Origin of the sequence: Actinosynnema sp. NPDC091369 (assembly GCF_044757065.1) — a bacterium.
Lineage (GTDB): Bacteria > Actinomycetota > Actinomycetes > Mycobacteriales > Pseudonocardiaceae > Actinosynnema.
Genome location: NZ_JBIVUG010000012.1, coordinates 1 through 12,714 on the forward strand (window position 1 = coordinate 1; position 12,714 = coordinate 12,714).

Consider the following 12,714-nt stretch of genomic DNA (forward strand, 5'->3'; position numbering starts at 1 on the left):
GGTAGTTAAGCCTTCCAGCGCCGATGGTACTGCACTCGTGAGGGTGTGGGAGAGTAGGACGCCGCCGAACATAACTTCGCCTTCAGGGGCACTCGTGAACTCGAGTGCCCCTGAAGGCTTTTTGCGTTACGGTCCGATCGTGGCCGAGGTGAACAGACACGACGACCTGGCGGAGTTCTGGGCGCTGACCAGGGACTTCTTCAACGCCGACCCGGTGTTCCACACGATCCCCATCGCGGCGATCAGCCGCAGGCTCAACCACGCGGTACCCGAGGACGAGCCGGCCCTGATGGTCAGCGTCATCGAGGACGGCGTCCTGGTGGCCGCGGCCCTGCGCACACCGCCGTGGCCGCTGACGGTGAGCGGTGTGGCACCGCGGTGGGCGGAGGCCGTCGCGGACGCGTTGGCCGGTGACGTGGAACTGCCCGGCGTCAACGGCCCGCGCGACTCGGCGGAGGCGTTCGTCGTCGCCTGGGCGGCCCGCACCGGCTGCGGTGCCCGCGAGCACATGGCGTTGCGCCTGTACCAGCTCGGCGACCTCGTCACACCGGACGTTCCCGGCGCGGCCCGCGTGGCGACGCTGGACGACCTCGGCCTGCTCAGCCGCTGGCGCACCGACTTCGCCGACGAGGCGGACGTCCAGAACGCCGAGGAGAACAGCCTGGAGCGGTCCCGGCTCATGCTGGAGATCAGCATGGCGGCCGGGAACGGTCAGCTGATCTGGTACCACGGCGACACACCGGTGGCGTGGGCCGGGGCGAGCGCGCCGGCGTCCGGCATGTCCCGCATCGGCCCCGTCTACACCCCGCCCGAGCACCGCAGGCACGGCTACGGCGCGGCCGTCACCGCGGCGTGCGCGTCGTGGGCGCGCGAGCAGGGCGCGGAGCACGTCGTCCTCTACACCGACCTGGCGAACCCGACGTCGAACTCGATCTACCAGCGGATCGGGTTCCGCCCGGTGGTCGACTCGGCGGACTTCGTGTTCACCCCCGCCGGTGGCTGAGCAGGTCGCCCGGCTGGCAGTCCAACGCGTCGCAGAGAGCGGTCAGCGTGCTGAACCGGATCGCCCTGGCCCGCCCGTTCTTGAGGATCGACAAGTTGACCACGGTCACGCCGACCCGGTCCGCCAACTCGGTCAACGTCATGCCCCGCTCCGCCAGCAGCCGGTCCAGGTGCACCTGGATGCTCACACGGTCCCCTCCAGGTCTGCGCGCATGTCCGCGCTCCTGCGCATGATCTTCGCAAGCGTCAGCAGCCCGGCTCCGGTGACCACCGCCCACCACGGGACGTCCCACTCCCCGAAGAACGAGAGCGCGCCGGCGTCGTAGGTGACTGCGGCGTGCACCAACGTGGTGCGCGCGATCGACTCCACCCACGTCGCCCCGAGGACCGCCCACACCAGGCAGTGGCCGAGCCGCCGCACGCGGACCGCCGTGCCTACGGTGTGGATGCCTTCGTGGGTTGCGTGCTTGATCAGGAGCACGAGGACCAGCAGCGTGAAGGTGTAGGAGTACCAGCCGACCACGTCGGCGGTGAAGCCGGTCAACCGCTGCCAGAGCGCGGGTTCCTGGATGCACAGCCACACCTCGCGCACCCCGTCGAGCGTGGTGCCCGGGGCGAGGCCCTGCTCCTCCGCGCCGTACGGCCAGTTCCTCGCGACGAAGCACACCGGCTGGGTGATCAGCACGTACAGGCGGGCCACGGTGCCGACGACGAGCGCACCGCCGGTCACCATGAAGACCATGGACGTCGTGTTGGCCAGCGGTTGTAAGAGGTTCCCCTCGGACATGACATGCCCCCCCGCATATCGTTTATCGATGTTATCGAGAAACGATACCCCCGAGGACGTCCCGCGTCACGGGCCGGTTGCGCGCGTGGGAGGAGAACACGAGGGACGTGGTCGTGTCGCCGTACCGCTGGGCCTGCTCCACGAACTCCTCCAGCTCGACCATCGACCGGCACACCACGCGCAGCAGCCAGCAGTCGTCACCGGTCACGTGGTCGGCGTCGCGCACCTGCGCCAGCGTCACCACCCGCTCCCGGAACCGCGGCGTGTCGAGGCTGCGCACCCGCACCCGCACGATGGCCTCGATCGGCAACCCGAGCCGGTGCGTGTCGACCACCGCGACGTAGCCGGTGACGATCCCGGCCTGCTCCAGCCGCCGCACGCGCTCGGTCGTCGCGGGCGCGGAGAGGGAGACGCGCTTGGCCAGCTCGGTGAACGTCATGCGGCCGTCGCGCTGGAGCAGCTCCAACAACTTCCAATCCAGATCGTCCAGTTCCACCGTGGAATCGTAAGCGGATCGCGGTGCACGCCTGGAGTTCTCCATGGGGAAGAACACGCTGGTCAGCGACGATTTACCCATGACCAACACGCTCCGCTTCCCCGCCGCCGACCCCGCTGCCGCCGCCGCGTTCTTCGCCGCGGAGCTCGCCTTCGAGGCTGACCCGGACGACGTGGTCCGCGACCTGGCGGCGGGCACGACCGAGGGGTTCCGGCTCGTCGAGACCCGCAGCCCCGAGGCGTTCGCCCGCCTGCGCATCCCCGGCGCGATCAACCTCCCGCACTGGGACGTCGACGAGACCACCACCGCCGACTGGGACCGGGACCTCGTCTACGTCTGCTACTGCGAGAGCTTCGAGTGCAACGCGGCCACCAAGGGCGCGCTCAAGCTGTCGCGGCTGGGGTTCAAGGTGAAGCGGCTGGCCGGTGGCATCACGACCTGGCACGCCTCGGGCTACCCCGTGGAAGGCGACACGGTGGAAGGCGCCACGGCGACGGGTGACGCCGTGGTGCACGTGAGCCCGCACGGGATCTCCTGCGACTGCTGACTACCCTCGGACGGGTGACGCGCTTGCTCGTGGTGCAACCCGACGCCGACGACCCGCCCGCCCGCCTCGGTGAGTGGCTGACCGCCGCCGGGGCGGTGCTGGACGTGGTGAAGCCCTACGAAGACCCCGTTCCCGACACGCTCGACGGCTACCAGGGCGTGGTGTGCCTGGGCGGTGCCATGGGTGCGCTGGACGACGCCGTGCACCCGTGGCTCGCCGACGTGCGCAAGCTGCTGTCGCACGCCGTGGCGAAGAACGTGCCGCTGCTCGCCGTCTGCCTCGGCGCGCAACTGCTGGCCGTGGCGACCGGCGGGCAGGTGCGGCGCAGCCCGCAGGGGCCCGAGATCGGCGTGCAGCTGGTGGCCAAGCGGGACGTGTCGAGCGGCGACCCGTTGTTCAACGACCTGCCGTGGACGCCGGACGTGCTGCAGTTCCACGAGGACGAGGTCGGCTTCCTGCCGCCCACCGCGGTGCTGCTCGCGTCGTCCCCGAAGTGCGCCAACCAGGCGTTCCGCGTGGGTGATCGCGCCTACGGCCTGCAGTTCCACATCGAGACCACGCCCGAAGTGGTTCTGAGGTGGGCGGCGGGGTACCCCGAGGCGGTGGAAGGTGTGCGTCCGGGGGTGCTCGACCCGGTCCGGCTGGCCGAGGGGCACGAGGACATCCGGGAGGTGTGGCAACCGTTTGCCGAACGATTCGTGCGCCTGGCGGCCGGTGAGCTGACGATCCACCGGAGCCTGCCGCTGGTGTGATGAAGCTCCACCGATGTGAGCGTTCATCGTTCGGACAGGTAGCGTTCACCTTGTCGTTGTGAGTGTTCATCGGCCAGACGGGTAGCGTTTACCTTCGACTGTGTCGATTCAGTTGGAGGAATCAGCGTGGATGCCTCGCTCCTCGTCATCATCGTGGTCATCACAGCTCTGGTCTTCGACTTCACCAACGGCTTCCACGACACCGCGAACTCGATGGCGACCTCCATCGCCACCGGCGCGCTGCGGCCCCGCACGGCCGTCGCGTTCTCCGCGGTGTTGAACCTGGTGGGAGCGTTGCTGTCGGTCGAGGTGGCCAAGACCATCTCCGGCGGGATCGTCGACGACGCCAGAATCACGCCCGCGATCGTGTTCGGCGGGCTGATCGGCGCGATCATGTGGAACCTGGTGACCTGGTACGTCGGGCTGCCGTCGAGCTCGTCGCACGCCCTGTTCGGCGGCCTGATCGGGGCGACCTGGATCGCCTCGGGCGCGGACGCGGTGCACTTCGCGAAGGTCGTGGACAAGGTCGTGGCGCCCGCGATCGCCGCGCCGCTGGTGGCGGGCATCGTGGCGATGCTGGCCACCTACCTGACCTACCGGCTGACCAAGCGGGCCCGCAAGTCGGTGACCGACAAGGGGTTCAAGGCGGGCCAGATCGCGTCCGCCGCGCTCATGTCGCTGGCGCACGGCACGAACGACGCCCAGAAGACGATGGGCATCATCACGCTCACGCTGATCACCGCGGGCACGCTCGCGCCCGGCTCCGAGCCGCCGCTGTGGGTGATCCTGAGCGCGGCCATCGCCATCGCGCTGGGCACGTACCTGGGCGGGTGGCGCATCACGCACACCCTGGGCAAGGGCCTGACCACGATCGAGGCGCCGCAGGGCTTCGCCGCCCAGACCAGCGCGGCGACCGTGATCATGGCGTCCTCGCACCTGGGGTTCGCGCTGTCCACGACCCACGTCGCGTCCGGCGGCATCATGGGCTCCGGCCTGGGCCGCCAGCGCGACGGCGTGCGGTGGGGCGTGGCCGGTCGGATGGCCGCGGCGTGGGGGTTGACGCTGCCGGCGGCGGGTCTGGTCGGCGCGCTCGCGGGCAAGGTCGCCTCCCTGGGCACGTGGGGCGTGGTGGCCGTGGCGGTGGTCGGGGTGGGCGTGTCGCTGGTGATCTGGCTGCTGTCGCGCCGTGAGCCGGTGCGGCCCGAGCACGTGGTGGACGAGATCGCGGCGCAGGCCGAGACGCACAAGGTGGCGGCGTGAAGATCGACTGGGCGGCGTTGGCCGCCGTGTTCGGGGTGAGCCTCGCGGTGGTGCTGGGGCTGGTCCTGCTGTTCTCGGGCGGCCTGCGGGCGCTGTCGGCGCGGGAGGCGGCGCAGGAGCGCCAGGCGTCGACGGCGCTGCCGACGATCGCCGCGGGGGTGTGCCTGCTGGCGTGCGTGACCGTGGTGTTGTTCGGCATCTACTTGATCGTGGCCGGCTGATCACACCCCCGGCGGGCTACGGTGTTCGTCGATGACCGATCCAGCCCGTCTCCCCACGTCCCCCGCGCGGTTCGGCCTGACCGAGGCGCGCAGCGGTGAGCACCTGCACGCGGCCGGCTGGTGGGAGGGCCGGCGGCCGAGCGAGGGCAACGAGCCGATCCTGGTGGCGTTGTCCCGCAGCCCGGACCCGGACCTGGCGCTGCGCGGGGTCGACCGGCTGCGGGAGGCGCTCGGCGACGGCTGGCCCGAGCTGGACCAGGCGTTGCGGGACAGCGAGGCGTTGCGCGGCCGGCTGCTGGCGGTGCTCGGCTCGTCCACCGCGCTGTCGGACTTCCTGGTCGCGAACCCGGACCGCTGGCGCGGACTGGTGGACGACGAACCGGTGGACGCCGGGTCGTTCGCGCCCGCCCTGGTCGGTGCGGTCGAGGGGCTGACCGGCGCGGACGCCGTGAAGGCGTTGCGGCTGGAGTACCGGGCGCTGCTGTGCCGGATCGCCGCCGCCGACCTGGCGCACGTGGTCGAGCCGGAGCAGCTCTACGTCAACTACGACGACGTGGCCAGCCTGCTGTCGGACCTCGCGGTGGCCGCGTTGCGGGCCGCGCTGGACGTCGCCGCGCGGCAGGTGCCGAGGTCGGACGAGTGCCGGCTCGCGGTGATCGCGATGGGCAAGTGCGGGGCGCGGGAGCTGAACTACGTCAGCGACGTGGACGTGGTGTTCGTCGGCGAGGGGGACCTGGCCGTGGCGACCCGGCTGGCCGGCGCGGTGATGCAGGTCGCGGGGCAGGCGTGCTTCGAGGTGGACGCGGCGCTGCGGCCGGAGGGCAAGGCGGGCGCGCTGGTGCGCACGCTGGACGGCCACGCCACCTACTACCAGCGGTGGGCGCGGACGTGGGAGTTCCAGGCGCTGCTCAAGGCCCGGCCGGTCGCCGGTGACGAGGAGCTGGGCCGCCGGTACATGGACGTGGTGCGGCCCCTGGTGTGGACGGCCGCCGAACGGGAGAACTTCGTGCCCGACGTGCAGGCCATGCGCCGCCGCGTCGAGGACCACGTGCCCGCGGGGCTGGCCGACCGGGAGCTGAAGCTGGGCCGCGGCGGGCTGCGCGACGTCGAGTTCGCCGTGCAGCTGCTGCAACTCGTGCACGGACGTGGTGACGAGGAGCTGCGGATCACCACGACCACGCAGGCGCTGGCGGCGCTGGGGCGCGGCGGGTACATCGGCCGCGCGGACGCCGCCGACTTCGGCCGCGCCTACCGGTTCCTGCGCACGTTGGAGCACCGGTTGCAGTTGCAGCGGATGCTGCGCACCCACCTGTTCCCCGCCGACGACGACGTGGCCGCGCTGCGGTGGCTGGCGCGCGCGTCCGGGGTGCAGGCCGAGGGCGGGCTGTCGGAGGGGCAGGTGCTGCTCGCCGAGTTCCGCAAGCGCGCCAACCAGGTGCGCCGGCTGCACGAGAAGCTGTTCTACCGGCCGCTGCTCCAGGCCGTCGCGAACGTGCCGACCGAGGCGTTGCGGCTGACCACGTCCCAGGCGGCGGCGCGGCTGGCCGCGTTGGGCTACGCCGCCCCTGACGGCGCGTTGAAGCACATCGAGGCGTTGACCAGGGGTGTTTCCCGGCGGGCCCGGATCCAGACGGCGTTGCTGCCGGTGCTGCTGGACCTGTTCGCGACCACGCCGGACCCGGATGGCGGGCTGCTGGCGTACCGGAAGGTGTCCGAGGCGCTGGCCGAGACGCCCTGGTACCTGCGGCTGCTGCGGGACGAGGGCACGGTGGTCGACCGGCTTGCGGCCCTGCTGGGCACGTCGAGGCTGGTGCCGGACCTGCTGGTGCGCGCGCCGGAGGTGCTGCCGCTGCTGGCCGACACCGACGCGCTGGTCGGCCGCGACCCGATGACCATCGGCAACCCGCTGCGCAGCGCCGTGTCCCGCTACCGGGACCTGGACCGCGCGGTCACCGCCGCCCGGTCGTTGCGCCGCCAGGAGCTGCTGCGGGTCGCGTCGGCCGACCTGCTCGGGCTGGCGCCGTTGCGCACGGTGTGCGTGTCGCTGTCCGAGGTGTGGGTGGCGGTGTTGCAGGCGGCGCTGGACGCGGTGGTGCGGTCGGCGGGCGAGCCGGCGGCGTCGATCGCGGTCATCGGCATGGGCCGGCTCGGCGGGCGTGAGCTGGGGTACGGCTCGGACGCCGACGTGATGTTCGTGTGCGAGCCCGCGCCCGGCGTGAGCGATCCGGACGCCGCCCGCTACGCGTCGTCGGTGGTGGAGCAGGTGCGGCGGCTGCTCAGCGCGCCCAGCCAGGACCCGCCGTTGCAGGTGGACACCGACCTGCGGCCGGAGGGCAGGCAGGGGCCCCTGGTGCGCACGCTCGACTCCTACCGGGCCTACTACGCGCAGTGGGCCGAGCTGTGGGAGGCGCAGGCGTTGCTGCGGGCCCGCGTCATCGGCGGCGACGCGGACCTCGGCGCGCGGTTCATCGAGATGATCGACCCGGTGCGGTACCCGGCGAAGGGGTTGGACGCGGGGGCCGTGCGCGAGATCCGGCGGATCAAGGCCCGGGTCGAGGCCGAACGGCTGCCGCGCGGCGCCGACCCGTCCACCCACACGAAGCTGGGCCGCGGCGGGCTCGCCGACGTCGAGTGGACCGTGCAGCTGCTGCAACTCCAGCACGCGTTCGAGGTGCCCGGCCTGCGCACGCCGTCGACCGTGCGCGGGCTGCGCGCCGCGACCGAGGCGGGGCTGGTGTCGGCGGACGACGCGGCGGCGCTGATGGAGGCGTGGGAGGTGGCGACCCGGGCGCGCAACGCCGTCATGCTGGTGAAGGGCAAGGCCGGTGACCAGCTGCCCACGGTCGGGCGCGACCTGGCGGGCGTGGCGTCGGCGATGGGGCACGCGGGCGAGCCAGGCGAGTTCCTGGACGCCTACCGGCGCACCACGCGCCGCGCGCGGGCCGTGATCGAGCGCATCTTCTACGGGTCCTGAAGACTGGGGCCCGTGGAAGCGATCGCGCAGACCGAATTCGGAGATGCCGACGTCCTCGTGGTGCGGGAGCTGCCGGACCCGCCGATCGCGTTGGACCAGGTGCTGGTCGAGGTGCGTGCCGCCGGGGTGAACCCGGTCGACCGGCTGGTGCGCATGGGGTACGTGGCGAGCTCGATGCCGTGCCACTTCCCGCTGGTCCCGGGCTGGGACGTGGCCGGGGTCGTGCGGGCCGTCGGACCGGCCGTGGACGGGTTCGCCGTCGGTGACGAGGTGTTCGGCTACCAGCGCAAGGACCACGTGCAGCACGGGACGTACGCGCAGCTGGTGGCGGCCACCGAGCGCGGGCTGGCGCACAAGCCGGCGTCGCTGTCGTTCGAGGAGGCCGGTGGCCTCGCGCTGACCGGCCTCACCGCGTTGCAGGCGTTGCGCAAGGTCGGGGTGTCGTCCGGTGACACGGTGCTCGTGCACGCCGCCGCCGGTGGTGTCGGGCACCTGGCCGTGCAGGTGGCGCGGATCCTGGGCGCGGCACGGGTGATCGGCACGGCGTCGCCGCGCAACCACGGGTTCCTGCGCGGCCTGGGTGTGGAGCCGGTGGCCTACGGGGACGCGCTCGTGGACAACGTGGCCGAGCTCGTCGGCGGTGACGGGAAGGTCGACGTGGCGTTCGACTGCGTCGGCGGGGCGGCGCTCAACGACTCGCCCGCGCTGGTGCGCGACCCGGCCCGGATCGTGTCCATCGTGGACACCAACGTGCTGGAGCTGGGCGGCCGGTACGCCTACGCCAAGCCGGTGCGGGCCGACTTGGACTGGCTGGCCGAGCAGGCCGGCTCGGGGGCGTTGAAGGTGGAGGTGCAGCAGGTGTTCCCGCTGGAGCAGGCCGCGGAGGCGCACCGGCTGCTGGAGGGCAGGCACGTGCGGGGCAAGGTCGTGCTGACCGTGTGAGCAGGTGGTGAAGGGCCCCCATCCCGGTATCGCCGGACGCGGGAGCCCTTCGCTGCCTCACTCCTCGTCGGCGGTCGGGACCGAGGTGAGCAGTTCGACGATCCACTCCTCGACGAGCGCGTCGTCGGACTCCTCGTCCTGGACGAGGCGGTTCGACACTCGGACACCGAGGCCGAGCACGTCGGCGGCGCCGATCGCCTCGATCGCCTCGGCGGCGGAGTCGAAGATGTTGGTGGACAGCACCTGGGCGGGGGTTGCGACGTCATCAGACACGGCGCGACCCTAACCGCCCACCCCGGTCGGGGGACGGGCAGCCCTGGTGGGGACGGCGTGTCGATTGGGGGCTACCCACCGTCGAACCAGGGGTCGCACGCATTGACTATTGGTGTTCCTTATGTCGAGACTATCGGCACTCCTGGGGGAGATTCACGTTCGCACGCGTGCGCCCGGACGAAGGACGTCATGGACGACGGGAACCACCGCAAGAAGAGCAGCGCCGCTCTCAAGATCAGTTTGGTCGTGCTCGGAGTGCTGGTCCTGCTCGGCGTGATCCAAGCGGTCACCGCCGGCACGATCGGCGTCGGCGCGTTGAGCTTCACCCTGCGCGAAACCTCTTCGACCACCCCCGCCCCGACCGCTGCCCCCACGTCCTCCACTGAGGACGCCGTCGGCAGCCTGGACGGCGCCGTGGGCGGTGCCGCGTCGACCTCGGCTTCGCCGGACGACGCCCCGCCGAGCGTCGACGCGAAGGTCGTCACCGGATCGTGGAAGCAGGCGCGCGGCCTGCTCACCGTGGAGGTCACCAAGGTCGAGAACCTGGGCGGCCGCCTGAAGGTCTTCGTCACCGCGATCAACGCCAGCACGGCCAAGATGGACCTCCCCGTCGCGTCCGTCTCCGCGGTGGACGACGCGCAGCGCGACTACGGCGCGTCCACGACGACCAGCCGCTGGCCCGCGTCGATCGCGAAGAACTCCAGCATCAACGGGTTCCTGGAGCTGGACGCGGAGGCAGGCGCCGACAGCACCACGTTCTCGCTCACGTTCTCCGGGATCATCGGCCAGCTCGCCCCGACCGGCGGCGAGGTGACCGTGACCGGCATCCCGATCCCCCGGTAGGTGGACGTCCTCATCGGCGTGGCCATCGGCCTGCTGGGCCTGTGGCTGCTGCTGGTCCTGTGCCTGTTCCTCCTCCGGCCACGCGGCTCGGCGCTGTCCCAAGCCGTCCGCCTGCTCCCGGACGTCCTGCGCCTGATCACCCGCCTGGCCCGGGACCGCACCGTCCCCCGCCGCGCCCGCGTCCTGCTGTGGCTGCTCCTGGCCTACCTGGCCCTGCCGTTCGACCTGGTACCGGACTTCATCCCGGTGCTCGGCTACGCGGACGACGTGATCGTGATCAGCTGGGTCCTGCGCTCCGTCATCCGCTCCGCGGGCCCCGACGTGGTCGCCTCCCACTGGCCGGGTACCCCCGAGGGTCTGGCCGTCGTGCGCCGCCTGACCAGGACCTGACCGACCACCCGAGACCCGTGCGGCGTGGTGTCGGTACGCGGTGTCAGCGTGACGGCTGAACGGGAACTGTCGGCAGCAGGTCCGCGATGTCGCGGTGGAGCTGCGCGAGACCTTGGTCGAACGTCACGAGCCTGCCGCCGTGGTGTCGGGCGAGCTGCGCGAGGTAGGAGTCGGTCACCTGCCGGTGGCCGAGCACCCCGTGCATGGGCACGTCGCTGAACGCGACCGAGTCGGGCCAGAACTCATGGCGTTCGTCGTCCTTCACGGCCTTGAGAACGGCTTGGGCGCTGTCCGCGGTCTGCCCTTCGCGGATCAACAAGCGCAGCAGGCTGCCCTCGGTGATGGGGCACGTGGCGAAGCTGTCGTCCGAAGCTGCGAACCAGTCCTCGGCGAGGTCGTGGTGCACGTGGTCCGTGACGACAAGGGCGATGAGCACGTTCGCGTCGAGCAAGGTCGTCACTGATCGTCCTCCAGCGAACGGACGTCATCGGTGGTGATGACCTTCCCGAGGCTCACTACTGGCAGACCTGTCTTCCGACTGCGCGAACTCCCCGCAGCGGTTCTGCCTTCGCCGAGCCCGCGGCGTATGAGTTCGGCGACGGTCTCGCTGAGCGTGCGCGAGGTGTCGCGCGCGATGGACATGGCCTGACGGTGCAGGTCGTCCGGCAAGTCGATCGTCGTTCGCATGTGCTCATCATATCATCACTGCATCATGATGCAGAGCCACGATCCACCTCTCGCGGCAGCCCGGAGACGCCTGTCCTTCGGCGTCGCTATCCAGCGGCTTTACGGGCGTCTGATGGAAGCAGTTCTGCCTGTGCCAGACCTCGGTCGGCAAAAGGCTTAAGGCCGGGTGACTGTGGCAGTCACCCGGCCTTCGGCCTGTGGAGGCACTGGTCGGGACCTCACGGCCCCGCGCCGATCACACGTCGTAGGACTGTCAGTGGTCGGCGGCTACCTGCGGTTCGCCCTGTCGAACCATGCCTGACCTGCTCGTTTCGTCTCGACGTTCACCATCGTTGACCAACGCTGATCCACGTCTGACGGCCTGGAGACGGCCTGATCATGGCTATCTCCTTGATTGATTACATGACCAGCTTGGAAGTGCGGCGTCAGCCCCAGCTCACCGCCGCCAGCCAGCTCTTGTTGAGGTCTCAGTTGACTGCTGTTGACCCTCATTGACCTGGGCTAATCGTACGGTAATCGCACGGGTGCGACGTACGATGCATGACCACGTCGTGCGGAGCGATGAGGCGTGAGGTTGGGGCGTCCACCCCGATCGGCTCGACCTCCTTGGCGCAAAGGGTGCATATGTATTCACGATTCGGTTCGTCTAGATGCAAGGAGCTGGCAGGCAAGCTGGAGAACCTTTGAAGATCAGTCCCTCTTGTAGTGCGCGCTAAGCGTTGTATGATCGGGCGAGTTCTCGAACGAGTTGCGCATAAACTCACGGGGGATATGTGGACTACGACCTTCCCGCGCTCGGTGACCATGAAGCGGAGCAAATTCGATCACGTTTCTTGAAGGAGAGATTCGAGGATGGGTTGGTGCCCAGGCAGGTATTACTGGTGCTAAAAGGTCTAACGGACCCGGGTTGGTGGTTGCGTTACGGGAGAGTCGGAATGGAAACGGTAGTCGCCGCAGTCGGCAAACGACTCGGGGCAAAATATGCGTCACTTGTCGGCGCTTCAGAAGAGATTATGGATAAAATTCAAGACTCCAGGGGCAGCGCGTCTATCGTGAAATCGCACTGGAAATATTATGCGGAGTTCAATCGTAGTGGGTCTCGCGGTTTTCCCACTGTAAGGGTGGCGGTTTTCGCTGGTGATGAGTGTACTAACGAAATTGGTCCCACTGTGCTTGGTGGTGGCGTCACGGAGCCGTTCCATGAGGAGGTGACGCAGGCGATCGAGCGTCTAGGGTTTCGGCTGGTCATGGGGAAGACGTGGAAGAAGGCGGGCGACGGCAGCGGAGGCTGGGAGGTTCAAGTGCTTAGGAAGAGAAAAAGGTAGATGTCGCCGAGTGTGTAGATGAAGATATCGGTGAGGACTGACAATGTCCTCTCGGTGCCGCTGTGCGATTAGTCGTTGGCAAGACGGCGGAGCCGTCGCGGCAGTCGATCGCCGTGCCCAGCGCTGGCAGTCGTGTGACCGCGCGATCGTCCCGACTCTGGTGGCTGGAAGTGGCTTGGTGGCAGCTCGGGTCTGCGTGGCGCGCCGCCTTCCCG

16 protein-coding genes are annotated in these 12,714 nt (G+C 70.0%); 10 read left to right on the top strand and 6 right to left on the bottom strand.

Annotated elements, in window-relative coordinates; translation table 11 throughout:
- The first annotated feature begins 148 nt into the window (after nucleotides 1-148).
- Nucleotides 149-1,003, top strand: a complete 855-nt coding sequence (locus tag ACIQMJ_RS32625) for a GNAT family N-acetyltransferase (RefSeq protein WP_499764842.1) — start codon at nucleotides 149-151, stop codon at nucleotides 1,001-1,003.
- Here the strand turns inward: ACIQMJ_RS32625 and ACIQMJ_RS32630 are convergent.
- Genes ACIQMJ_RS32630 through ACIQMJ_RS32640 form a run of 3 tightly spaced genes read right to left on the bottom strand, consistent with a single transcriptional unit; the run spans nucleotide 984 to nucleotide 2,285 of the window.
- A complete protein-coding gene (locus ACIQMJ_RS32630; RefSeq protein WP_141978970.1) occupies nucleotides 984-1,190 on the bottom strand; it encodes a helix-turn-helix domain-containing protein in 207 nt (68 codons plus the stop codon). The two genes, ACIQMJ_RS32625 and ACIQMJ_RS32630, sit on opposite strands and share 20 nt — an antisense overlap.
- Nucleotides 1,187-1,789, bottom strand: coding sequence for a hypothetical protein (locus tag ACIQMJ_RS32635; protein WP_499764843.1), 603 nt, complete (start codon nucleotides 1,787-1,789; stop codon nucleotides 1,187-1,189). Before ACIQMJ_RS32635 ends, ACIQMJ_RS32630 begins: the two co-directional genes overlap by 4 nt.
- Nucleotides 1,790-1,820: 31 nt before the next feature.
- Nucleotides 1,821-2,285 carry an Lrp/AsnC family transcriptional regulator gene (locus ACIQMJ_RS32640; RefSeq protein WP_499764844.1) on the bottom strand — a complete coding sequence of 155 codons (465 nt, stop codon included), beginning with the start codon at nucleotides 2,283-2,285 and terminating at the stop codon, nucleotides 1,821-1,823.
- Between the two features lie 79 nt (nucleotides 2,286-2,364).
- Here ACIQMJ_RS32640 and ACIQMJ_RS32645 point away from each other — a divergent pair, with 79 nt between their 5' ends.
- The 6 genes from ACIQMJ_RS32645 (at nucleotide 2,365) to ACIQMJ_RS32670 (ending at nucleotide 8,981) form a co-directional block, all read left to right on the top strand.
- The gene (locus tag ACIQMJ_RS32645; RefSeq protein ID WP_499764845.1) at nucleotides 2,365-2,832 is read left to right on the top strand and encodes a rhodanese-like domain-containing protein; all 468 of its coding nucleotides are present in this window, start codon (nucleotides 2,365-2,367) and stop codon (nucleotides 2,830-2,832) included.
- Between the two features lie 14 nt (nucleotides 2,833-2,846).
- Nucleotides 2,847-3,584 (top strand): type 1 glutamine amidotransferase, encoded by a 738-nt coding sequence (locus ACIQMJ_RS32650; RefSeq protein WP_499764846.1) that lies wholly within the window; start codon nucleotides 2,847-2,849, stop codon nucleotides 3,582-3,584.
- A gap of 126 nt (nucleotides 3,585-3,710) precedes the next feature.
- The gene (locus ACIQMJ_RS32655; RefSeq protein ID WP_499764847.1) at nucleotides 3,711-4,844 is read left to right on the top strand and encodes an inorganic phosphate transporter; all 1,134 of its coding nucleotides are present in this window, start codon (nucleotides 3,711-3,713) and stop codon (nucleotides 4,842-4,844) included.
- Nucleotides 4,841-5,065, top strand: coding sequence for a hypothetical protein (locus ACIQMJ_RS32660; protein ID WP_499764848.1), 225 nt, complete (start codon nucleotides 4,841-4,843; stop codon nucleotides 5,063-5,065). The genes ACIQMJ_RS32655 and ACIQMJ_RS32660 overlap by 4 nt, the downstream gene beginning before the upstream one ends.
- A 31-nt stretch (nucleotides 5,066-5,096) precedes the next feature.
- Complete coding sequence (locus ACIQMJ_RS32665) at nucleotides 5,097-8,039, top strand: bifunctional [glutamine synthetase] adenylyltransferase/[glutamine synthetase]-adenylyl-L-tyrosine phosphorylase (RefSeq protein ID WP_499764849.1); 2,943 nt, start codon at nucleotides 5,097-5,099, stop codon at nucleotides 8,037-8,039.
- 12 nt (nucleotides 8,040-8,051) lie between these two features.
- Entirely contained in the window at nucleotides 8,052-8,981 is a 930-nt protein-coding gene (locus tag ACIQMJ_RS32670; protein WP_499764850.1) for an NADP-dependent oxidoreductase, read from the top strand.
- A gap of 57 nt (nucleotides 8,982-9,038) precedes the next feature.
- On the opposite strand, the gene ACIQMJ_RS32675 is transcribed toward ACIQMJ_RS32670, so the two are convergent.
- Entirely contained in the window at nucleotides 9,039-9,254 is a 216-nt protein-coding gene (locus ACIQMJ_RS32675; protein WP_141978961.1) for a hypothetical protein, read from the bottom strand.
- Nucleotides 9,255-9,443: 189 nt separating this feature from the next.
- Between ACIQMJ_RS32675 and ACIQMJ_RS32680 the strand changes: the two genes are divergently transcribed.
- Nucleotides 9,444-10,097, top strand: coding sequence for a hypothetical protein (locus ACIQMJ_RS32680; RefSeq protein WP_499764851.1), 654 nt, complete (start codon nucleotides 9,444-9,446; stop codon nucleotides 10,095-10,097).
- The gene (locus tag ACIQMJ_RS32685; protein ID WP_499764852.1) at nucleotides 10,098-10,487 is read left to right on the top strand and encodes a YkvA family protein; all 390 of its coding nucleotides are present in this window, start codon (nucleotides 10,098-10,100) and stop codon (nucleotides 10,485-10,487) included. It begins immediately after the preceding gene.
- 43 nt (nucleotides 10,488-10,530) lie between these two features.
- Here ACIQMJ_RS32685 and ACIQMJ_RS32690 read toward each other — a convergent pair whose 3' ends face one another.
- Both ACIQMJ_RS32690 and ACIQMJ_RS32695 read right to left on the bottom strand, forming a co-directional pair.
- Nucleotides 10,531-10,947: a TA system VapC family ribonuclease toxin gene (locus tag ACIQMJ_RS32690; protein WP_499764853.1), complete on the bottom strand. Its 417-nt coding sequence runs from the start codon at nucleotides 10,945-10,947 to the stop codon at nucleotides 10,531-10,533.
- Nucleotides 10,944-11,174: an antitoxin gene (locus ACIQMJ_RS32695; RefSeq protein WP_499764854.1), complete on the bottom strand. Its 231-nt coding sequence runs from the start codon at nucleotides 11,172-11,174 to the stop codon at nucleotides 10,944-10,946. Before ACIQMJ_RS32695 ends, ACIQMJ_RS32690 begins: the two co-directional genes overlap by 4 nt.
- Nucleotides 11,175-11,947: 773 nt before the next feature.
- Here ACIQMJ_RS32695 and ACIQMJ_RS32700 point away from each other — a divergent pair.
- Nucleotides 11,948-12,499 (top strand): hypothetical protein, encoded by a 552-nt coding sequence (locus tag ACIQMJ_RS32700; RefSeq protein ID WP_499764855.1) that lies wholly within the window; start codon nucleotides 11,948-11,950, stop codon nucleotides 12,497-12,499.
- Nucleotides 12,500-12,714: the final 215 nt, after the last annotated feature.